Source organism: Marinobacter fuscus (assembly GCF_003007675.1).
Taxonomy (GTDB): domain Bacteria; phylum Pseudomonadota; class Gammaproteobacteria; order Pseudomonadales; family Oleiphilaceae; genus Marinobacter; species Marinobacter fuscus.
Genome location: NZ_PXNP01000104.1, coordinates 65,760 through 85,821, shown reverse-complemented (window position 1 = coordinate 85,821; position 20,062 = coordinate 65,760). Strand labels below are relative to the sequence as shown.

Annotated in this window: 17 protein-coding genes; 6 read left to right on the top strand and 11 right to left on the bottom strand. The window is 60.3% G+C overall.

Annotated elements, in window-relative coordinates; all coding sequences use genetic code 11:
* Nucleotides 1-2: 2 nt before the first annotated feature.
* On the bottom strand, nt 3-338 hold the full coding sequence (locus tag C7H09_RS16085) for a c-type cytochrome (protein WP_106764585.1): 336 nt from the start codon (nt 336-338) through the stop codon (nt 3-5).
* A gap of 221 nt (nt 339-559) precedes the next feature.
* Here C7H09_RS16085 and C7H09_RS16080 point away from each other — a divergent pair, with 221 nt between their 5' ends.
* The gene (locus C7H09_RS16080; protein WP_106764583.1) at nt 560-1,669 is read left to right on the top strand and encodes an enoyl-CoA hydratase/isomerase family protein; all 1,110 of its coding nucleotides are present in this window, start codon (nt 560-562) and stop codon (nt 1,667-1,669) included.
* Nucleotide 1,670: 1 nt separating this feature from the next.
* On the opposite strand, the gene C7H09_RS16075 is transcribed toward C7H09_RS16080, so the two are convergent.
* Nucleotides 1,671-2,264 carry an ankyrin repeat domain-containing protein gene (locus tag C7H09_RS16075; protein ID WP_106764580.1) on the bottom strand — a complete coding sequence of 198 codons (594 nt, stop codon included), beginning with the start codon at nt 2,262-2,264 and terminating at the stop codon, nt 1,671-1,673.
* A gap of 79 nt (nt 2,265-2,343) precedes the next feature.
* Nucleotides 2,344-4,485, bottom strand: coding sequence for a tRNA(Met) cytidine acetyltransferase TmcA (locus C7H09_RS16070; protein ID WP_106764578.1), 2,142 nt, complete (start codon nt 4,483-4,485; stop codon nt 2,344-2,346).
* 54 nt (nt 4,486-4,539) lie between these two features.
* Here C7H09_RS16070 and C7H09_RS16065 point away from each other — a divergent pair, with 54 nt between their 5' ends.
* Both C7H09_RS16065 and C7H09_RS16060 read left to right on the top strand, forming a co-directional pair.
* Nucleotides 4,540-6,864, top strand: coding sequence for an ATP-dependent helicase (locus tag C7H09_RS16065; RefSeq protein WP_106764576.1), 2,325 nt, complete (start codon nt 4,540-4,542; stop codon nt 6,862-6,864).
* A gap of 170 nt (nt 6,865-7,034) precedes the next feature.
* Nucleotides 7,035-8,249, top strand: coding sequence for an OmpA family protein (locus C7H09_RS16060; RefSeq protein ID WP_106764574.1), 1,215 nt, complete (start codon nt 7,035-7,037; stop codon nt 8,247-8,249).
* Between the two features lie 64 nt (nt 8,250-8,313).
* On the opposite strand, the gene C7H09_RS16055 is transcribed toward C7H09_RS16060, so the two are convergent.
* Entirely contained in the window at nt 8,314-9,552 is a 1,239-nt protein-coding gene (locus tag C7H09_RS16055; protein WP_106764571.1) for a methyltransferase, read from the bottom strand.
* Here C7H09_RS16055 and C7H09_RS16050 point away from each other — a divergent pair.
* Nucleotides 9,551-10,240: a tRNA/rRNA methyltransferase gene (locus C7H09_RS16050; protein WP_106764568.1), complete on the top strand. Its 690-nt coding sequence runs from the start codon at nt 9,551-9,553 to the stop codon at nt 10,238-10,240. The two genes, C7H09_RS16055 and C7H09_RS16050, sit on opposite strands and share 2 nt — an antisense overlap.
* Nucleotides 10,241-10,262: 22 nt before the next feature.
* Here C7H09_RS16050 and C7H09_RS16045 read toward each other — a convergent pair whose 3' ends face one another.
* Entirely contained in the window at nt 10,263-11,534 is a 1,272-nt protein-coding gene (locus tag C7H09_RS16045) for a D-amino acid dehydrogenase (protein ID WP_106764566.1), read from the bottom strand.
* A gap of 150 nt (nt 11,535-11,684) precedes the next feature.
* Here C7H09_RS16045 and C7H09_RS16040 point away from each other — a divergent pair, with 150 nt between their 5' ends.
* Nucleotides 11,685-12,494, top strand: a complete 810-nt coding sequence (locus C7H09_RS16040) for a TatD family hydrolase (RefSeq protein WP_106764564.1) — start codon at nt 11,685-11,687, stop codon at nt 12,492-12,494.
* Nucleotides 12,491-13,699, top strand: a complete 1,209-nt coding sequence (locus tag C7H09_RS16035; RefSeq protein WP_106764562.1) for an HD-GYP domain-containing protein — start codon at nt 12,491-12,493, stop codon at nt 13,697-13,699. The genes C7H09_RS16040 and C7H09_RS16035 overlap by 4 nt, the downstream gene beginning before the upstream one ends.
* Nucleotides 13,700-13,829: 130 nt before the next feature.
* Here C7H09_RS16035 and C7H09_RS16030 read toward each other — a convergent pair whose 3' ends face one another.
* From C7H09_RS16030 to C7H09_RS16005, 6 genes are all read right to left on the bottom strand, one after another.
* Nucleotides 13,830-15,182 (bottom strand): diguanylate cyclase domain-containing protein, encoded by a 1,353-nt coding sequence (locus C7H09_RS16030; RefSeq protein ID WP_106764560.1) that lies wholly within the window; start codon nt 15,180-15,182, stop codon nt 13,830-13,832.
* Between the two features lie 207 nt (nt 15,183-15,389).
* Nucleotides 15,390-16,298, bottom strand: a complete 909-nt coding sequence (locus tag C7H09_RS16025; protein WP_106764558.1) for a LysO family transporter — start codon at nt 16,296-16,298, stop codon at nt 15,390-15,392.
* Between the two features lie 59 nt (nt 16,299-16,357).
* Entirely contained in the window at nt 16,358-16,678 is a 321-nt protein-coding gene (locus tag C7H09_RS16020; protein WP_106764556.1) for a DUF2288 domain-containing protein, read from the bottom strand.
* 69 nt (nt 16,679-16,747) lie between these two features.
* Nucleotides 16,748-17,146, bottom strand: coding sequence for a response regulator (locus C7H09_RS16015; protein WP_206074344.1), 399 nt, complete (start codon nt 17,144-17,146; stop codon nt 16,748-16,750).
* Complete coding sequence (locus tag C7H09_RS16010; protein ID WP_106764554.1) at nt 17,143-18,282, bottom strand: response regulator; 1,140 nt, start codon at nt 18,280-18,282, stop codon at nt 17,143-17,145. Before C7H09_RS16010 ends, C7H09_RS16015 begins: the two co-directional genes overlap by 4 nt.
* 9 nt (nt 18,283-18,291) lie before the next feature.
* A complete protein-coding gene (locus C7H09_RS16005; protein ID WP_106764903.1) occupies nt 18,292-20,022 on the bottom strand; it encodes a diguanylate cyclase in 1,731 nt (576 codons plus the stop codon).
* Nucleotides 20,023-20,062 lie beyond the last annotated feature (40 nt).

The following is a 20,062-nucleotide window of genomic DNA, read 5'->3' as shown; positions in this document are numbered from 1 at the left end:
GCTTACTTACCGTCAGCCGGAAGGCTGGCGTAGTAGGCTGCCAGATTGGCAATATCGGCATCGCTCAGAGCCGTTGCCTGGCCCTGCATCACCGGAGCCTGGCCGCCCTGGCGCTGGCCAGCTTTGTAGGCCTTCATAGACGCAACCAGGTACTGCTCTTTCTGGCCCGCCAGGTTCGGGTAGATGGGTACCTGAGAAATACCGTTCTGGCCATGGCAAGCAGCGCAAACGGCGGCTTTGGCCTTACCTGCGGCAATATCACCTGCGGCCATGGAGGCAACCGGTACCATGGCGCCAGCGGCGAACAGACCTGCTACTGCGAGATGCTTCAGATTCATTGTGTTTACCCTCTCATCGTTTTAACGTTTACATTCCGGCATGAAACCAGTCAGTAAGTCAGATGTCACTTATAGCACACGTGGGTGCGAGCTCAAATGTGATAGATCAAGGACTTTCGTGCGACGATAGTCCCCTTTTACTCCTGGCCATTGTGGAAGACAGTACGAATAAACCACAAGATCCGACCGATTAAATCCCTGAAATACCGGAGAACCGAAGCATGTCAGTAGAGGTACGGGAACTGCCCTGCCGGGAAGGACATATCGGCCTGCTGACGCTGAATGCGCCAGGCACCCTGAATGCGCTGACCGAAACCATGGTCGAGCAGGCACAGCAGGCGCTGGAGCAGTGGGCAGCAGACCCGAAAGTGTGCCTGGTGGTGTTGCAGGCAGAGGGCGACCGGGCATTCTGTGCCGGTGGCAACATCCGGGCGCTTTACGGCGCATTAACCGGCGAAGGCGACCAGGATGCCCCGGGGCGCTTTTTTACCGCGGAATATCGCCTGGACTACACCCTGCACCGATTCCCGAAACCGGTGGTGGGCCTAGCCCATGGCATCGTTATGGGCGGCGGCCTCGGCCTGCTGTCGGCCTGCCGCTACCGGCTGGTGACTCCGGACGTCACCATGGCCATGCCGGAAATCAGCATCGGCCTGTTCCCGGATGTGGGTGCCAGCTGGTTTCTGAACCGGCTACCCGGCCGACTCGGGCTGTTCATGGGGCTGACCGGCGCCCGGCTGAACGTGACCGATGCCTTGCGGGTAGGCCTGGCAGATATGGTGATTGACCCCAACCAGAAGGCCAACCTGTTAACCAGCCTGCAGGATCAGCGCTGGACCGGAGAAACCGCCGCCGACGACAACCGTCTGTTCCGCCTGCTAAACCAGACCGAGGCATTGGACTATCGGGCGCTGGCGCCGGGGCATCTGGAGCAGCACGAGCAGACCATTGCCCGGCTAAGTTCCGGCGATGCCCTGCCCGGAGTGGTGGATCAACTGCTGGGTTCCGGCAGCACCGACCCCTGGTGGCAGGCCTGTATCGATACCCTGAGAAACGGCTGCCCGGTCACCGCCTGGCTGATCTGGAACCAGTTGCAGAAAGGCCAGCAAATGTCGCTGAAAGATGTGTTCCGGATGGAACTGGCCATGGCCCGGGAATGCACCCGCAGGGCGGATCTGGCCGAGGGCATTCGTGCCCTGCTGGTGGACAAGGATCGAACCCCAAAGTGGTCCTACGCTACCGTGGCAGAGGTACCCGAAGACGTGGTGCAGCGGCACTTCCCGCCGCTGTGGGACGACGCCACCGACCCGATGGCACTGGACAGGCTCTGATTCAGCGCCCCGCACCTGCCTGTCTCAGCAACATTTCCAGTTCCTGGAAGCCGCGGGTGCGGGCAATATCCAGTGCGGTCACGCCCTGACCGCCCCGATAGTGCACATCCGCTCCAGCGGCCAAGAGCATTTCAGCCGTCAGCAGGTCTCCGCTGCCCACCACTTTCATCAGCAGAGATTCGCCATCCTGGCTGACATTAACGTTGGCACCAGCCGCCAATAACGCCCGCACCACCGACAAATGCCCTTGCGCCGCAGCATGCATCACCGGCGAATACCCATCTTTGTCCACCGCATTAACCTTAGCGCCCGCAGCCAGCAGCAAACGTACGATGCGACGATTGCCACTGGCCGCCGCCAGCATCAGCGGCGTTTCGCCAGAGGCTCCAGGCTGATCCGGCGCAACCCCTGCTGACAAGAGGCTCAGCACCTGACGATCCCGGTTGGCGACCACCGCCGTGAGCAAATCTCCCGTGACCTGCGTTGCCTGTTGCTTCTGCTGGCTCGGCATTGAACCAGTCGTGCCACACCCTGCCAACAGCGCCAGAACCACACTGAATACTAACGCTATTGGTTTGTTCGCGTCCCTGCTCATGATCCAAAACCTCTTGCTTGCAGTCTGCAGCTATTCTGCTCAGGACATGACCAGAATTAAATCGAACCGGTCACAACTGTCACAACTCCGGATTCTGCTGAATCAGTGCCCGAACCATGGCCCGCAGGCGCTGCTCGCCATCACGCTGGCCAAGACAAAGCCCGGCATGTTGCACGCGGGCCCAGGACCAGCCCTGCAGCACAGCGCGACACCAGAGAGCAGCATCTGCCTGTAAAGACAATTGCTCATAAACAGACGGACAAGCGGATACATCCTGAAGCACCGGCAAGGTCAGCTGATAACCCCGGAAGCCGTGGCCAAAACGGTGCAAATCCTGACAGTCCTGATGATCCAGCGCTTTTCGCCCGGGTAGGGATCGGGCCATGGCCAACAGCAGCTCCGGCTCCAGCGTCGACCAGTGTACGGGCATCAGCCGCAGCCAATGGCGGGCAAAACGCTGGCTCAACGCCTGCTGCAATTGCTCGCCTTCGGCACTGATGCCCGCCAGCAGCTGCAGAGGAAACTCTCCGGTCGATGCTTCCTGACGCAACCCCATGCGCACCACCTGAAGGCCACACCCTTGCCAGAACCTCAGCAGCCCGACTTCGCCACCAAAACTGGTGCCCAAAGTGTCAATTCCCTCAGCCTGGCAGGCTATTCGTGCCGCCTGCACCAGTTGCCGCCCCAGCCCCCGGCGACGTTGTGATTCCGATACAGCAATGCGCACCACCCGCAGGGTTCTCAGCCGGGCGGCGTCGGCAAAACCACCGTGGTTGGCCAGCGACTGGGCCAGCAGGTGCCCCCGCACCCGTCGTTTTCCGGCCGTCACGTCCTCCGCCAGCTCCGGTGACAAGCCACCTTCCCGGGTCGCCCAGAGCACGCCGACCGTTCGCCCGTTCAGGGTCGCCCGCCAGCTCATCGCGCGCGGATCGTCCAGCCACTGGCGCAAATCGGCTGGCGTGGTGCGGTAGTGGGCGTTTACCAGCAGGCCAAAGGCCTCTGTCAGTTCCGTCTCAGGGGCGCACTCGGGTGACCAGTGTTCAATCTGAACCTGCGCATCCGCCGCCGGCATGTTCTCGGGTGCATCCGCCGATAACAGAAACAGGCGTGAGATCAGTTGTTCCAGCGGATCGCCACTGGCCCAGCGAATCGGCTGACTCAAATTAAGCTGCTGCCAATGCGGTGTTTCCCGATCCAAAACCTGGCGAAACCGCAGCGCGAAGCCACGCCCGGTGCCCTCATAGCCGTGCACCGTGGTGGCAAAAATCACCCGGGGCCAGCCCAGTAGCATCTCCCGCAGCCACTGTGCCGGTATCCCGGCCGCCTCATCCACCATGACCACCTCAGCAGGGAGCTTTTGATCCAGCAACTCGGCGGGTGGCGAATAACACACTTCCTGCCCGGTAGTCGTGGTCAGGCCCGTAGCAGACTGCTGCGCCAGGTGCGCTCCCAGTTCATCGGCCGCATGACGCAACAGGGTGGCGACGTTATCCGCTGACGGCGCGGTCACCAGCACCCGCTCCCGCCCGGACTGCAACAACCGGGCAGCGGCAATCCCCAGCGCAGCCGACTTGCCACGGCCACGATCGGCGGTCACCACCAGCGGTCGCCGCCGCCGGCCTAACCCGGTGCGCACCAGGCGCTCAATCAGTTGCTGCTGCTCCGGTGTCGTTTGAACTCGAAAAGCCGTTGGCGACTTGCTACCCGAGAGTTCGGCCAAGGCATCTTTCGAACACGTTGAATCCTCACCGAACTGCAACACCCATGCATCACCACTCAGCACTGCCGCCAGGCGAGCGGCAAACGGATGATGATCCGCCTGATCCAGCCCGGTGCGGGCATAATCCGGGTCTGCAAAGCCGCCCCATCGTGCCCGTGGTGGCATCAGCCAGATCAACAGGCCGCCAGCGCGCAGGGCGCCGGATAACGCTGCAAAGGCATTCGGGGGTGTGCCTTTCCAGCCATCCCAAACCAGCACCGACAGTTCCTGGCCAAGATAAGCCCGGTGCTTGCGCGCACTCGTACAGGCAAGACCGGCGCGCTCAGCATCTACAGTTTCGCCCACCCAGAGCCCATCTGTTTCCGCCAGCGTCTGTACCAGCCGGACAGCCCGGGTACGGCACCTTTCAGGCTCGCCTTCCACCAGCACCAACCGGCGCTGGCCGCTCTTAGCCAGAGCAACCACCAGACTGCGCAGATCAGTAAGTTCAGATAATTCCATATGCCGTCTTAAGTTCTGTCCATGCCCGGGCACCACCGGGTTCCTGCTCGGATTATGCGCGAGCGCTATCCGCGCTGCCAGTTGGCCAGTACAATACCGGCCATGCCAACCAGACCCCAGACTCCAGACACTCTGCCCCTGCCCGACTACCTCACCGAGGAACAGCGCGCCATCATTACCGCGGGTTACGAGCACGCGGTCATTACCGCCGTGGCGGGCAGCGGCAAAACTTCCACTCTGGCCTGGCGCATTCGTTATCTGCTGACCCAGGGTCACGACCCCGACCGTATGCTGGTGCTGATGTTCAACCGCAGCGCAAAGGTAGACTTCGAACGTAAACTGCATTCGGTATGTGATCAATCCGGGCTGGCGCTGCCGGAAATCCGCACCTACCACGCCATGGGGCTGCGGTTATACAAACGCTTTGTCCGGGAAGGCTATTTGCCGGGGTTCTCCGAGAAGATTCTGACCGATCAGGAAATCGGCTACCAGGCCTGGCTGCTCACCCGTCGGCTGGCACCAGAGGAGCTGGCGGGGGAAATCCGCCGCAACAAGAAAGAGTTTGTCGAGACCGCCACCGGTTTCATCGACCGGGTAAAAACCGGGCTGGCGCCCGCCGAGGTGGTTTTCGAGGAACTGGGGTTTTCCGACAAACACCGCTACCTGATCGACCTGTTCCACAGCTTTGAACAATGGCGCAAAGGCCACAGCCGCATCAGCTATGCCGATATGCTGTATGAGCCGGTCATGGCCATCCACCAGAACCCACCCCTGCAACGACTGGTGGGTAACAAGATGGATCTGATTCTGGTGGATGAATACCAGGACACCAACGAAATCCAGCACCTGTTGTTGCGTTACGTGGCGGGCGACCGGGCCCGGGTAACCGTGGTGGGCGACCCCGACCAGACCATCTACGAATTTCGGGGTGCCCGGCCGGAGTTCATCCTGCGCAAATTCAGCGACGAATTCGAAAGCCCGCTGGAGCAGACTCTGAGCTACACCTTCCGTTATGGCCACAGGGTGGCGCTGCTGGCCAACCATCTGATCAGCCATAACACCGGCCGCCGGGACGTTATGTGCCACGCCCATCCGGGCACACCGGCCACCAACATCGAACTGCACCGCAGTAACAACGACGGCGACCAGGTGCTCCGGATACTGGCGCAGCAGCCAGAGGCCATGCGCCAACAGGGCGCCATCCTGTTCCGGGTCTGGAGTCAAAGCGTGCCGATCGAACTGAAACTGCTGGCCGAGCAGATTCCCTACCGTATTGACTCCGGCAAGGGTGCCCTGTTCAGCCGGGAAGTCCAGGCCATTACCGGCCTGCTGCTGGTGGTCACCGGGCGTTTACCAACGCTGGCCGATACCGACCGGCTGGACATCGCACGGCAGCTGCTACGATTCCCCCACGTCGGGCTGAAAGAACCGGAACTGGAGAATCTGGCGCAATTTCTCGCCGCCTCGGATCACGGCTGGCACCAACGGCTGCTCGGCCTGGAGTTCGATGCCCTGGCGCCAATGGCGGCCAAGAAACTGAAAAAACTGGGCGAAGTGCTGCAGCAACTGGCGGGCCATCAGGGCCCGGTGGCTGGCCTGCTGACCGTCTATGCCGAGCACACCGATCTCTATGAGGGCCTGCGCAGCCTGGCCCTGACCCACGATTCGGCCGAAGAACGCATTGATACCATTCAGGGCTTCCGGGACTACCTCAAGGGCCTGGGGCTGAATGCCGACGCCACGCTGGATCACCTGGCCAACCTCAAGCAACAGGCCGGTGCACAGCAGGATGAAGGCGTACTGCTATCTACTATTCACCGTACCAAGGGCCTGGAGTGGCCACTGGTGATCATCCCGGGCCTGCAGGAGAAATATCTGCCGTACAGCCCCCGCCCCCAGGACAATGCCCGGGCACTGCTGGAGAGCGAACGCCGCCTGCTATACGTGGGTATGACCCGAACCCGCCACAGTCTGCACCTGATCACCCGGCCTGCCCCGGCCACCCCTCACCTGGCTGGTGAACAGGGCCCGAGCCGTTTCGTCAGTGAACTGTGTTTCGAGCTTTGTCGCGAACTCGGGCAACACATGGACAGCCGTCATGCCCTGGCGGGCCAAGCCCTCAAGCTAGACAGCCCGATTACCCCGATCAGCCAGCGTTATGCCCGGCGTGCCGGGCTCACCCTGCAGGGTGAGGTTCCGCAGACCACGACTGAAACACAACTAATCTGGCAACAAACCCGTGTCGTACATGCTATTTTTGGTATAGGCACCGTGGTTTCCGAAGACGAAAGCGCATTTGAAGTTTGCTTCGCCAATGGCGATACCCTGAGCTTCAGTAAAAAAAGCGCTCACCTGTATTTCTCGGCAGAAACCCGGTAACCCGGTCACGCCATCAAAAACGTGATCTGATTCCGAACAAGGACAGTTGTATTTGACACTTGTGTTTCCCGATCGGCACACATAGATTGCCCGTAACCTGATGTTTCGCCAAATTAATAGAGTATTTTACAGGCAGCTTCAGGAGATAACAACCAGACAGGAGGTTAGGCATGAAAATCATGCGCCCGGTGGCTCTGGCCGCCCTTACGACGACCCTTACACTTCCCGCGCTCGCCGAGCGCCAGGAAACCATCTATCTGAATCCATTTGCAGGCTTTCAGCTGTTCGACGACAAGCGAGATCTGAGCGAAACCGGCACTTTCGGAATTGGCATCGAGTACCGTTTCCGGCCGCACTGGGCGCTAGAGGCAGTTTACTCACGGGCTGACGCGGATCGCAAATACGTGGCGGGAGAGTCCGAATTTGAAGAGATCCGCCTTGATGGCACCTACTACTTCGCCGGTCCTGAAGCCGCTTGGAACCCTTACGTTTCATTGGGTGGCGGCCATGCGAAGTTCGGCCTGGGCGACACTATCTCCTACACCACCGCTGGAACCGATCACGATGAGACCCGGGTAAACCTCGGGGCAGGGTTCCGGTACAACGTCAGCGACGGCATCTCGATTCGGGCAGACCTGCGTGAATTCCACGGCATTGATGAAAGCACCTTTGACACCATGGTGTCGCTGGGGCTGAGCTGGGCCTTCGCCCGCACCGTTGCCGGACCCGCCCCCAAAACGCCGCCACCGCCTGCCGATAGCGACGGTGACAGCGTACCGGACAACCGGGATCAATGCCCGGGAACATCTGCGGGCACCCGCGTTGACAACACCGGCTGTGAACCCGACGGCGATCGTGACGGCGTCGCCGATAGCCGTGACCAGTGCCCGGATACAGTATCCGGTGCCGAGGTAGACCGCCGTGGCTGTGAACTCGACAGCGACAACGATGGCGTTGTAAACAGTCAGGATCGTTGCCCGGACACTGCCGCCGGAGCCAAAGTTGATGCCGAAGGCTGTGAAGGCGTAACCGAGACCGTGGAAACCATTGAACTCCGGGTTCAGTTCCCCAACAACAGCTCGGTAATCGACCATGCCTACGACACTGAAATCCGCCAGGTGGCCGATTTCATGCAGAAATACCCGGACACCCGTGTTGAGATTGCCGGCCACGCCGACAGTTCCGGCAAAGCCGCTTACAACAAGTCACTGTCACAACGACGGGCAGAGGCAGTTGCGGCCCGCCTGACCGGCCCATTGGGGGTTGACCCTGCGCGCGTAAGTGCTGTGGGCTATGGTGAGGCTGAGCCGATCGCCAGCAACGATACGCCTGCAGGCCGTGCACAGAACCGCCGGGTTGAAGCCCGCATTCAGGTGCGCCGATAATCCTGCCAGCTGATCTGACGAGGCGCCTTCGGGCGCCTCTTCTGGTTCTCGCGGCAAGGCTCGTTCAACCGCGCACGGCATCCAGCAGCAGATTACGGGGGGTCAGGCTTCGATCACAAAACCGGCCCAGGGTTACCCGGTAGCCCTGCTCCTCAAGATACACCGCGTAATCCAGTACCATCCAGAGCTCCAGCGGGCGACGAAACACATGGCGCAGCAATTCATGGCGGCGTACCTGCCTGTGGCGCTGATAACCCCGATGCTCCCAATGCGCCCAATCGACCGACGCCGGTAAAGCCAGCTGTTTCCGCTCTGCGGCCCAGCGACAAAAAGCCTCGAACCCTTCAGCATTTAGCCGCACCGGATGCGAAGGTACGGGCAGATAGGTTTGGTTGCCGGTCAACGCCCTCTGCAAGACATCGAACCCCAGGCGCCAGGCACTGGCCTGGCCGGTCTGCAAACGCACCCGCGCCGGGGCGGTCACGGTTTCCTGAACCGCCAGCCGCAACTCATTCTGGCTAACCTCCAGGCGCCCCGGATACGCCCGGGTTCGTGCCGCCATCGGCGTATATTTTCCGGCTGCAGTCAGGTGGTAGCAGCAGGGCGAAAAGCTTAATCTGGGCGCACCTGCGGCACTGCCCAGCGCCATCAACCGCCGGTGCAGGTCACCACAGGCGTGCAGGGCTACCCCCTGCCGACCTTTCGGCCATATCAGCTCCGGTGCCATCACATCCTGCGTACAAAGGCGCACGGAATCCTGAAAGCGCCCGGCCAGACGGTTGCCGTCGTCAACCAGCGCCGGGTCCCACTCCCACCCGAGCACGCCGATATCACCTTGCCGGGCCAGCGTGCGTGACAAATGCCCTTTACCGCAACACCAGTCCAGCACCGGGTGTGTCAGGGGGGCAACTGCTGCCAAGAAGGCCCCGGCCTGCAACCGTTTGCGCCCGGGCATATCCACCGCCGCCACCTCGGGCAGAGCGGCATCCCTGCAAGCTTCAGCACTGGCCAGCCCGGGCAGGGCCACCAGTTCCCGATAGCGGTTAAGCCCCGGCAGCCAGCGGGACAAGACGTCGGCCAGTTGCGGAAGCTGTTGCTGGTAGGTTTCACAGTCTTGCTCAGACAGATTTTCCAGCCAGTCCGCCAGCTCCGGATAAGTCAGACTCCAGACCGGATTCGGCTCCATAAACGGTGCCGGGCGCCAGAAACCCGCCTTTGCCAGCAGCCAGTCATTCACCGATTGCCAGCGCGAGTAAAAACAATCCGGGGCCTGGTGTAAACTCGCCGTCGGAGGTAACGTCATGAAACTGGCCTTTGTTCTGGTTGAACCCAAAGTTCCTGAAAACGTCGGCGCTGCAGCCCGTGCACTCTGCACCATGGGCTTCGCCGACCTGTGGCTGGTCAATTCCGACCTGCACACCCGCCCCGAGGCCCACTGGCTGGCCCACGGCAGCGATCATATTCTGGATAACGCGCGCATTTTCCCTGATCTGGCCGCGGTTAGGAACTCCGCGGAACTGCTGATGGGCACCTCAGCCAAACCCCGCCATCAACGGCAGGACTGGCACGAGCCAGCCGCGCTGGCACAGGCACTGGAGAACAAGGGTCGATCCGTCGCCACGGCCGCCCTGGTATTCGGGCGCGAGGACAGGGGACTGGCGAACGAGGAACTGGCCCTGTGCGATTTGCTGACCGGTTTTCCCATGGCGGTGCCCTACCCGTCACTGAATCTGTCACAGGCCGTCATGCTTTACGCCTGGGAGCTCTCAGGACTGAAGCCTGCGGTGCGGGCGGCCAGGCCAGCGGCACCCGACAGTAGTCTGGGGGCGTTGCGCACCCGGCTGGAGACCCTGCTTCCGGCACTGGAGGCGCCCGCAGACGAGAAGCTGTCGCAGTGGGTGTTCGAGCGACTTCCACTGTTGCCGGAACGGGACATTGGTTTTATACACACCCTGTGCGGCAACATCGAACGCAAACTACGCAATCCGTGAGCCGCCCAGGGGTAAGACCAGCCTACTCCTGAAACCGGCCCGGGCGGAAAGCATCCAGCGGCACGGATGGCTCCTCGCCATCAATCAGCTGGGCAATCACCGAGGCACTGCCTGCAGACAATGTCCAGCCAAAGGTTCCGTGGCCGGTATTCAGGAACAGGTTCTCCCGGGGCCCCCGGCCAATAATGGCAGGGCCATCGGGCGTCATTGGCCGGAATCCGGTCCAGGTCTCAGCCATGGTGAGATCGGCACAGCCCGGGAACCGGGAGCGAACTGACTTTTTGATGGTCTCGATCCGGGCTTCGGGAATGTCACGATTGAAGCCCGCCAACTCAACAAACCCTGTTGCCCGAAGCCGGCTTCCCAGGCGGGTCGAAACCACTTTCAGATGGTCATCATGCACCGTACTGACGGGAGCTTTTGCAGTGTCGGTAAGCGTTGCTGTAATGCTGTAGCCCTTGATGGGGTATATCGGCAGGTTCAAACCCAGCGGGCGAACCAGCCCGGGTGACCAGCACCCGGCACAGATTACAAAGGCATCGGCAGCCAGGCTCTGGCGCTTGCCATCGGCCGCCCGGTACTCCACCGCCTGAACTGTGTCCGCATCAAACGCCAGCCGTTCCACTTCAACACCATAGTGAAAACTGACCCCCAGGCCTTCACACACCCTAGCGAGTTCCCGCGAAAACAGGTGGCAGTCGCCGGTACCGTCAGTGTCATAACTGATGGCGCCAAACAGCGGGCCGTCGCCGGTCATACCCGGCTCGGCTTCCCGTACCTGTTCCGCCGTCAGCAACCGGGAGGCAATGCCCAGCTCGCCCAGCAACCCATGGATCTCCCGGTACTCTTCCATGGCTTCCGGCGTACTGGCCAGGTGGAGCAGTCCCTTGTGGTCGCCATCGAAAGCCAGGTCATGCTCCTGCTCCAGGGCCAGAAACCGCTCCCGGCTGTGGATACCCAGGCGTAACATGGCCCGTTTGTTTAACCCGAACATCCCCGGGCTCCAGGCGTAACGCAGGGTCGCAAACATAAAGCGAATAGCATCCACCGACGGTGGCACCCGCAGCTTCAGCGGGCCATCGGTCTGAAACAACCAGGGAACGGCCTTGAACACCATGGCTGGATCCGCCCAGGGGTAAACCACACCGTAAGAACGCTGGGCGGCGTTGCCCTTGCTGGTCTCGTTTCCCGCCATCTGGTGGCGTTCCAGAAGCGTGACCCGGTGCCCCCGGCGAACCAGTTCCCAGGCTGTCGTCACCCCCACCACGCCACCACCGACTATTGCTATATGCATACTGCCTCCCTCAGCTCGTGTCCGATGACTGGCCCCACCCCAGTTAATACGGGCGGGCAGACCAGCCATTGCCGGAGATGTTAAACTGAACCCATTCTGTTGCCAGAATAGCATTCATACATCTGCCTTGATGGAGTCTAGTAGCCGCGCATGAGCAAGAAACGTCGTGAGATTCCCGTATTTGATCATCCGATCATCGAGACCCACTGCCACCTGGACTATCTGAAAGATAGGCCTCTGGAAGAGACTCTGGCACAGAGCAGGCAGGTAAATATCGAAAAGGTGATCACCATTGCCGTCTCCCCCAACAATCTGGCGGCGGTTCGGGAACTGGCCGCGAACACAAGCTGTGTGTACGGCACCCAGGGTATCCACCCGCACGAGGCAGAAAGCTACAACGACGCCGTCGATCAGGAAATCCGCCAGCACGCAACCGATGAGAAGATTGTCGCCGTGGGTGAGATTGGCCTGGATTTCTTCTACGACAATGCCGACAGGGATGTGCAGAGAGAGGTATTCCGACGCCAACTACAGATTGCCTGCGACACAGACCGGCCTGTCGTTATTCACAGCCGGGATGCAGACGACGACACCATCGCGATTCTCAAAGAGTTCGAAAACTCATTGGCACGACGGGGCGTTATCCACAGTTTCACCTCCGGCCCCGGCCTTGCCCGCTACGTGCTTGACCAGGGCTGGTGTCTTGGCTTCAATGGTATTACCACCTTCAATAAGGCCGAGAATGTGAGGGATATCGTGCGCATGACGCCGATCGACCAGATCTTGCTGGAAACAGACGCGCCCTTTCTAACGCCGGTTCCCTATCGCGGCCGCGAAAACGCGCCCTGCTACCTGCCGTTCATTGCGGAAAAAATCGCAGAGATAAAAAATCTGCCACTGGATCAGGTACTCAGCCAAACATACCAGAACAGCCTGCGAACGTTTTTCCCGCAACGATGATCAAACGGATCCCCGTAGACGCCCTGGCGGTCGGCATGTACATCACCGACCTGAACAACGACTGGATTCCCCACAACAGCCAGCGCAAGCGGGGGGTTATCCGTCGTGAAGAAACCATCGAAAAGATTCGCACGCTGGGCGTAAAGTACGTTTACATTGACATCAGTCGGGGCAAGGATTCCCAGGACGCAGAGCCTGCTATCGATGTCGACAGGCGTAACGAAGCGAGGCTGCAAAAGGCAGGTGCCCAGGCTCCGGCGATGTTACCCAAGGTGGCGCTTGCCGATGAAATGGAAGTGGCCACCGCAGTCCACAGCCAGGCACAAAGCCTGGTCAGCAGTTTCATGAACAATGCCAAGGTTGGAGCTGCCATAGATGTTGCACCGATCCATCAACTGGCCGATGAGTTGCAGAGTTCGGTGCTTCGCAACGCCAACGCCTTGAGCTGTCTCGGCCGGATACGCGAAAAAGACAACTATCTGCTTGAGCACTCGGTGAACGTGAGCGTGCTGATGTCGCTTTTCGGCAATCACCGTAAACTGTCAGCCGACATCCTGCACCAAACCATTGTCGGTGCTCTTCTGCACGATCTCGGTAAAATCCTGACCCCTGAAGAAATACTGCACAAGCCTGCACGCTTGAGCCCCGAAGAGTTTGAAGTGATGCGCCATCACGCCCGCAATTCAAGAGACATTTTGGCGGCCACCGAAGGGATTGGTGAAATCACGTTGATCACGGCTGCCCAACACCACGAAAAACTCGACGGCAGCGGCTACCCCGAGGGCTTGAAAGGCGAGGAAATTTCCGAATACGGGCGCATGGTGGCGATTACCGATGTCTACGATGCGATCACTGCCGATCGGGTCTATCACAAAGGCATGACGCCCACCCAGGGCCTCAAGAAGCTTCTGGAATGGTCCGGCGATCACCTTGACCCGCTGCTGGTTCGGGAATTCATACGCTGCGTAGGTCTGTACCCGGTAGGAACACTCACGCTGCTGGAAAGCGGACGGCTTGGCGTTGTGGTAGAAACCAACGAATCGGATCAACGCCTGCCAAAGGTTCGGGTGATGTACCACACCCGCTTTAGAATGCCGATCACCGTAGAAACCATCGACCTGGCAAAGCCGGGCAATCAGGATCGCATCCTCCGCGCCGTCGACCCTGGTGACTACAAACTCGATATTCGCAAGTTCCTTGTTTAAGGGCCAAAGTCACACCAACATTCGCCGAGTGGTTACTGAATGCACTCAGTGCCGTGCGCCGGCTCACAGACCAGTGGAACAAGGCCCTGCAGTGGCAGGCTGGGATGGCCATCCTGAACCATCCGGAGGCTCAACCGGCTGAATCCTGAAACCGGCAGTAACGGTTCTTGCCCTCGCGTTTGGCCTGATACATGGCCCTGTCCGCCTGGCGCAGCAGCTGGTCTCCATCGATATCCCCGGCCTGGGGAAACAGCGTGTAGCCCATACTGGCGGAAACCTCGACACTGTGATTTACCACCCACACCGGTTCAGCAATACGCACCAGCAATCGATCCAGTAGCAGCTCCAGGCTGCCTGCATCCGGTACGTTCATAACCACGGCAGCAAACTCATCGCCCCCAAGCCGGGCCAGAGTGTCTTCCTCCCGCAGGATCGACCTCATGCGGCGGGCAACCTCCAGCAACAGACCATCTCCGGCATCATGGCCAAACGCATCGTTCACCGGCTTGAACTGATCCAGGTCGATGTAGACCACCGCCAGCTGAAAGTCATGTCGCCGGGCCTGGGCCATGGCCTGCTGCAAACGGTCGGCAAACAACACTCGGTTCGGCAGCCGGGTGAGGGCATCGAAGTGTGCCATAAAGCGCAGCTGCTTCTCGGCTTCTTTCTGCCGCGTTATGTCGCTGAACACACCGACAAAGTGGGACGGCTCACCCTGGTCATCCAGCACGCTGCTCAGTGTCAGGTTAATCACCCGCTGCTGCCCGTCGCGGCGTTGACTGGCAAACTCCCCGCTCCACACGCCTCTGTGGCGCGCAACAATCAGAACCGAGCTGCCTTCATCCACCGGCAAAGGCGGCAACTGACCAACCGCCTGTTCATAACTGCGCCCGGTAATCTGGCTGTAGGCATCGTTGATATCCATCACCAGACCTTGCGCATCGGTGATAAAAATGGCCTCCCGGGCATTCTTGAAGACCGTCAGCGCCAGCTTGTTCTGCTCTTCAAACAATTTCTGGCGGGTAATGTCGTGCCAGGCACACAGCACTGCGGGTGTCTGCATACCCCGCTGGTAAACGGGTGCAAGGGTCATGGCCACCCAGATCCGGCGGCCATCCGCCCGGGTCAGCATCCAGTCGGCCTGCACCACGTCACCCGCCAGAGCCCGCCGCCGAAGCTCGTCAACCCGGCGCGATGATGGCTGGTTTTCCGGTTGGTAGGCAGGCGACAGACTCACCAGAGACTTGCCGAACAATGAGGTAACAGAGGGGTATCCCACCAGGTCAGCAGCCGCTCGATTGCACCGCATTAGCCGGCCATCCCGGAATATCAGCATGGGCTCAGGCCACTGATCCACCATCTGCCGAAGGCGCCTCTCTTCCCGCGCCAGCGCCCGGCGGCTTTGCCACAGCCAGAGACTGCACACCGCAAGGCAGGCCAGGAGTGCGGCATAGGCAACCACCCAGACATGACTGTCATTCATAGAGAATACCGGGGCAAGACCATGTTTTTACGGGGCACCGACGACAGGGCATTGGCTTTTCAGGCCACCCACATGTACACAAACGATACAATAGCGGCGTACGATATCGAAAAAACGCGCATCTGCACAGTAGCAAAACGGCCAAACCGGTGCATAGGAATTTGCGCGGTAGAAATCGTGCCAAGCTATTCCAAGCTACGTGCCAAATTATTCGAAGGAGAGGAAGATCCCCATCAACACCGGAGACAGGAAAGACAAAAGAAACCCGGAGGCAATAGCAACCGGCACACAGGCAAGACCACCGCTACTACGGATGACCGGCAGAGTGAAATCCATGGAGGTGGCTCCACCGTAGCCGATTGCCACCGCTGGCCGCGCGTGAATCACCAGAGGAATCAGCGCCAGGGCGATAATCTCGCGCAGCACATCGTTTAGAAACGCAACACCACCCCAGGCCGGGCCCAGCGCATCGCCGATCATGATGCCGGAGAGCGAATACCAGCCAAATCCCGAGGCCAGCGCAAGGGCCTGATGCCAGGGCACCCCCAACCAGGGAATCAGGGCCAGCCCGGCCACCAGTGAGCTGAGCACAAGCGCGGTGGCGATACCCAGCCCCTGACGATTCATCAGCAGTTTGCGCAGCGAGAGCCCGGCGTTACGCAATTGAAGGCCGATCAGAAACAACAGTAACATCAACGACCAGGTTGCCAGATCCTCCACCATGGGCAGCGCCGGGAAGACAAACAGGCCCAGCAGAGCCCCCAGAAAAACCGCCACCAGCGGCTTCAGGCCTGCCAGAAACAGACGGCCGTAGCCGGGCCGGTTACCCTGGTCGGCTGTGCCGGTATCCATAGGCTGCCAGCGGTGAAACAGCCAGAGCCCGGCCAGATTCGCCAGCAGCAAGGCAAAGACCAGCCCGCCTACCTGCCCTGCCATGGTACCCAACTGATTCAGCAAGCCGTCCATCTGCCCGAGCCCCAGCCCCAACAGAGCCAGAATGAAATACACCAACGCCTCAACCAGATAATGGATCACCGTCATCAGCCTGCGGTCAGACAGGGCGAAGGCGAAACCGAGAAACAACGGAGCAAGGATCAGCAGCGCGCTGGTGAACATGACAACCTCAAAAACAAAAGGGAGACAAGGAAGCGCCGGCAGAGCAGCGGCGCACTGGCTCAGTGCAGGGCATTACCCGAGCGATCCTGCACCAACACCCAGGGTGCGATCACCACCGCCCAAAGCTCTGCATTACGGTCGTACCAGGCACGGGCAAGGTCGGCAGAGACTTCCCCCACCAGGCCGCTGGCCATCCAGCCCTCGAACCGGGCTTTGTTATCCGCCGCCAGTTCAGCGGCAACCGTTAACAGATCCAGCTCTGCCGACACCCGAACCACCTGCCCACGGGCATAGTAAGTCTGCAGCTCATGCCAGTGGATACGGGAAGTTTCCAGGTTGAGTTTGGCTTTCAGCTGTTCCGGAGACTCAGGGGATGACATGCTAACCTCGGCAATCGGTCAAAATTCGACGGGCAAGCCTACCTGAAAAGCCCTGGCGCTGCATCCGGCTCACGACGCTCCCGCGGCTGCCAGGCGGCGAATCTCATCCGCCAGAGTCATGGGGTCGAAGGGCTTGGGAATCACACCGATGGCCCCAAGGGCCAGGTATTCCTCAATCTCGGCCGGTTGCAAACGTGCGGTCATGAACACCACCGGCACCGGCAGGCCTTGCGGGCGCGACTGCAAGGCTTTCAGGGTTTGCGGGCCGTCCATACCAGGCATCATCACATCAAGCAGCACCAGATCCGGTTGGAAGTCGTCGATCACCGCCAAGGCTTCGGCTCCGGATTCACACAGGCAGGCCGTGAACCCCCCAACGTCTCTCAACGCCAGTTCGGCAATACTGCGGATATCAGGGTCGTCCTCTACGTACAGCACTTTTTCCGGCATTCGGGCGTCATTGCTCATAACGGACCCACCTCCTGTTGTGTTGAGTCGTCCAACCCCAGCCTGCGCATCAGGCGCTGGCATTCTTCCGCGCTCGCCTGCCCTTCGGCTTCCAGCGCGGCCGCCCGCATCAGCAATGAACCTTCCCGAGTGCTGTTACTCGGCAGGACATACACCGCCCCGATCAGCTCCCGAAGCCCCAGAGGCAAACGCCATTGCACCTTCAGCCGGTTACCGAAGGGCTGCGCCCATTGCTGGATCAGGCGCTCGGGCTGCCCATCCTGCAACTGGCCACCCAGCGCCAGGTAATCGTCCAGTACCTTGATCGCCGCCATTTCACCCAGGCGGCTGAGCAAGCCCGCCTGCTGATACAGCACCGGCGTTTTCTTCATTTTCAGCGCCAGTGACTGTGCCGCCTTGGCCAGAGTCAGCGCCTTGTCATGATACTGCCTTGCCAGCCCTGCCAGTTCGGCATGCTGTACCCGGCCGGAGACATCGAGGGCCAGCGCCAGCGCCTGATTGAGCGCCATAGCAACCCCTAGTGAGCTGACCGCATCCCGAAGGTGCTCAACCGCCTCGCCGGAGCGACGGAACGACGTGCTGTTAGCCACATCCAGCAGCCGGGCAGACAACCCGGGCAACTCACGCCAACGCTCCGCCAGCTGAGCTGCCGATAAATCGGCCTGTCGTTCCTGGAGCTGGAAAATCTCGGCGGCATCCACTTCCGTTGGCAACTGCACAACATGCTCAAGGGCGGCAGACAGAAAATCTTCCACCGATGGCAGCACCTCATCCACATCCGCCAGCAACTCCGACAAGCGCTTATGCAACAACCGGACATCGAGCGGTTTGGTAATATAGCCATTGATCCCGTAGTGGGCCGCCCGCAATACCGACTCCCGATCCGCCCGCCCGGACACGATCACTATCGGCAGCTGCATATCCTCCGCCCGTATCTGCTTCACCAGATCCAGCCCGGAACCGTCTGGCAGGTTCCAGTCGGTAACCACCAGGTTAAAGCTCTGTTCCCGCACCAACCGGGCGGCCTCCTGAAAGCCACTCGCCACTGTCACCCGGATACCCGGGCGCAAACCGGCAATCACGGTTTCCAGTAGTTCGGCAAAAAGATCATCGTCTTCCAGAATCAGCGCGTTCAATTCGGCTCCTTAAAACCCATCGGCTGGCGACAATGACCGCCCTGCCATTGATTGGTCATAGATCATTACGCCATTCCGGCCCGCGCGTTTGCGTGCATACAATGCCCGGTCGGCGGCCTCTATGGCCTGGTCACCCTCTGCAAACTGATTGATCAGCGCAATGCCTGCACTGAAAGTAACCTGAAAGGCCTGTTCACCAACGGCAAATTCCAGCTCAGAAAAATTCTGCAGGATACGGCCCACCAGATGTTCTGCCGCCGGGGCATCGCAATTGGACAAGACCACCAGAAATTCCTCGCCGCCATAGCGGCCGATGGCATCCGACTCCCGCAACCGGTTACGCAACAGGTTCGCCAGCGCCCGGATCACCACATCTCCCTGAGCATGGCCCCAGGTATCATTAACCTGCTTGAAATGGTCGATATCCAGCAAGACCGCACAGGAGGGATAATCACCGCGCATGGATCGCAAACGCTCTCGCTCCACTTCCTGCTTGATGATCGAGTGCTTCAGCAGCCGGGTAAGGCTGTCTCGGTTCATCAGCTCCGACAGTTGGCGCGCCCGCTGGCAGCGCATCTGCACCGACCGGATCAGATAGTCGTCCGAAATCGGTTTAACCAGAAACTCATCGGCACCACCCGAAAGCGCCTGCAACTGGCTTTCCAGATCGTCCTCGGCGGACAGGTAGATGATCGGTAGGCTCAACCAGCGGGCGTGGAAACGGATCATACCGGCCAGGGTGACGCCGGAATAATGGCCCAGCTCTATGTCCATCAACACCAGATCCGGCTCGAAACCATGCAGCGCCTCGAGTAACTGCGCCGGATCGTTCACCACCCGGGGCTCTATTCCGGCCGCCGCCAGCACCAGGCTGTAGTGCTCGGCCAGCTCGCGGTCATCGTCGATGATCATCACCCGGCCACGCACCCGGCTGGTTTTTTCTTCAACGAACGTTTCCACCCGCTCAACAAGTTCCGGAACATCCACCGGCTCGGGAAAAAACGCCCGGGCACCGGCACTGGCAACGCGGTAACGTTGTTCAAATTGGCCGGTCTCACCGATACAGACCAGGGGCATCAGATATGGCCAGGCGTCTGCGTGGTGGCCTGACACCTGTCTGGCGACACGCTCAACCATACCGTGCCAACAAATAGCCGTTGCCACGTTATCCAGTAACGCGGCGCGATTCGTCTCTGAAAAACGGTCGTCAGAGAGCCCGAGCACCAGAACATTAAACCCGTATCGGGATAGTTCCTTAACCAGGTCATCCAGCTCCGACAATCCATCCGACACCACCAGCAAACGCACCTGCTGACCGTGCAACGACGCCTCATCAATCACGGTGGTGGCAGCCTGATCACGATCAGGCACCGGCTCGGCCGATTCCGTTTTCATTCGCGCGACAAGAGCCCGGAACTGAACCGCCAGACCGGTGCAGGCCTCTGCTCCCGGGTGCCCGGCCCCGGCATTATCAGGCCAGTGTTCAACCTCGGTTTTGAGGCGCTTTTCCAGCTCCCGCGCAAGCTCACCCACTTCCGGAAAACCGAAAGTGCCTGCAGAGCCCGCCAGCTGGTGCAGCCGCTGAACACAGTTGCGCATAGACTCCAGTTCCACGTCCTGCTGCTCAAGCTTCTGCCCGTATGCCTCAAGGCTGACCAGCTCAACCTTCAGGCGCTCAACAAAGCGCTGCTTCAAGGCGTGCAGGCGGTCAGCAAGCGGATCTTGCAATGGACTGTTCAACAATTCCCCCCGGACTCCGGTGTTTCCCTGCTTGGAAATA

Bases quoted from the DNA above. Each gene is read 5' to 3' on its own strand.
- C7H09_RS16085 (WP_106764585.1), bottom strand. From the start codon at position 338: ATGAATCTGAAGCATCTCGCAGTAGCAGGTCTGTTCGCCGCTGGCGCC.
- C7H09_RS16050 (WP_106764568.1), top strand. From the start codon at position 9,551: ATGAAACTGGCCTTTGTTCTGGTTGAACCCAAAGTTCCTGAAAACGTC.
- C7H09_RS16020 (WP_106764556.1), bottom strand. From the start codon at position 16,678: ATGTCATCCCCTGAGTCTCCGGAACAGCTGAAAGCCAAACTCAACCTG.
- C7H09_RS16055 (WP_106764571.1), bottom strand. From the start codon at position 9,552: ATGACGTTACCTCCGACGGCGAGTTTACACCAGGCCCCGGATTGTTTT.
- C7H09_RS16015 (WP_206074344.1), bottom strand. From the start codon at position 17,146: ATGAGCAATGACGCCCGAATGCCGGAAAAAGTGCTGTACGTAGAGGAC.
- C7H09_RS16025 (WP_106764558.1), bottom strand. From the start codon at position 16,298: ATGTTCACCAGCGCGCTGCTGATCCTTGCTCCGTTGTTTCTCGGTTTC.
- C7H09_RS16065 (WP_106764576.1), top strand. From the start codon at position 4,540: ATGCGCGAGCGCTATCCGCGCTGCCAGTTGGCCAGTACAATACCGGCC.
- C7H09_RS16045 (WP_106764566.1), bottom strand. From the start codon at position 11,534: ATGCATATAGCAATAGTCGGTGGTGGCGTGGTGGGGGTGACGACAGCC.
- C7H09_RS16030 (WP_106764560.1), bottom strand. From the start codon at position 15,182: ATGAATGACAGTCATGTCTGGGTGGTTGCCTATGCCGCACTCCTGGCC.
- C7H09_RS16060 (WP_106764574.1), top strand. From the start codon at position 7,035: ATGAAAATCATGCGCCCGGTGGCTCTGGCCGCCCTTACGACGACCCTT.
- C7H09_RS16080 (WP_106764583.1), top strand. From the start codon at position 560: ATGTCAGTAGAGGTACGGGAACTGCCCTGCCGGGAAGGACATATCGGC.
- C7H09_RS16070 (WP_106764578.1), bottom strand. From the start codon at position 4,485: ATGGAATTATCTGAACTTACTGATCTGCGCAGTCTGGTGGTTGCTCTG.
- C7H09_RS16075 (WP_106764580.1), bottom strand. From the start codon at position 2,264: ATGAGCAGGGACGCGAACAAACCAATAGCGTTAGTATTCAGTGTGGTT.
- C7H09_RS16035 (WP_106764562.1), top strand. From the start codon at position 12,491: ATGATCAAACGGATCCCCGTAGACGCCCTGGCGGTCGGCATGTACATC.
- C7H09_RS16040 (WP_106764564.1), top strand. From the start codon at position 11,685: ATGAGCAAGAAACGTCGTGAGATTCCCGTATTTGATCATCCGATCATC.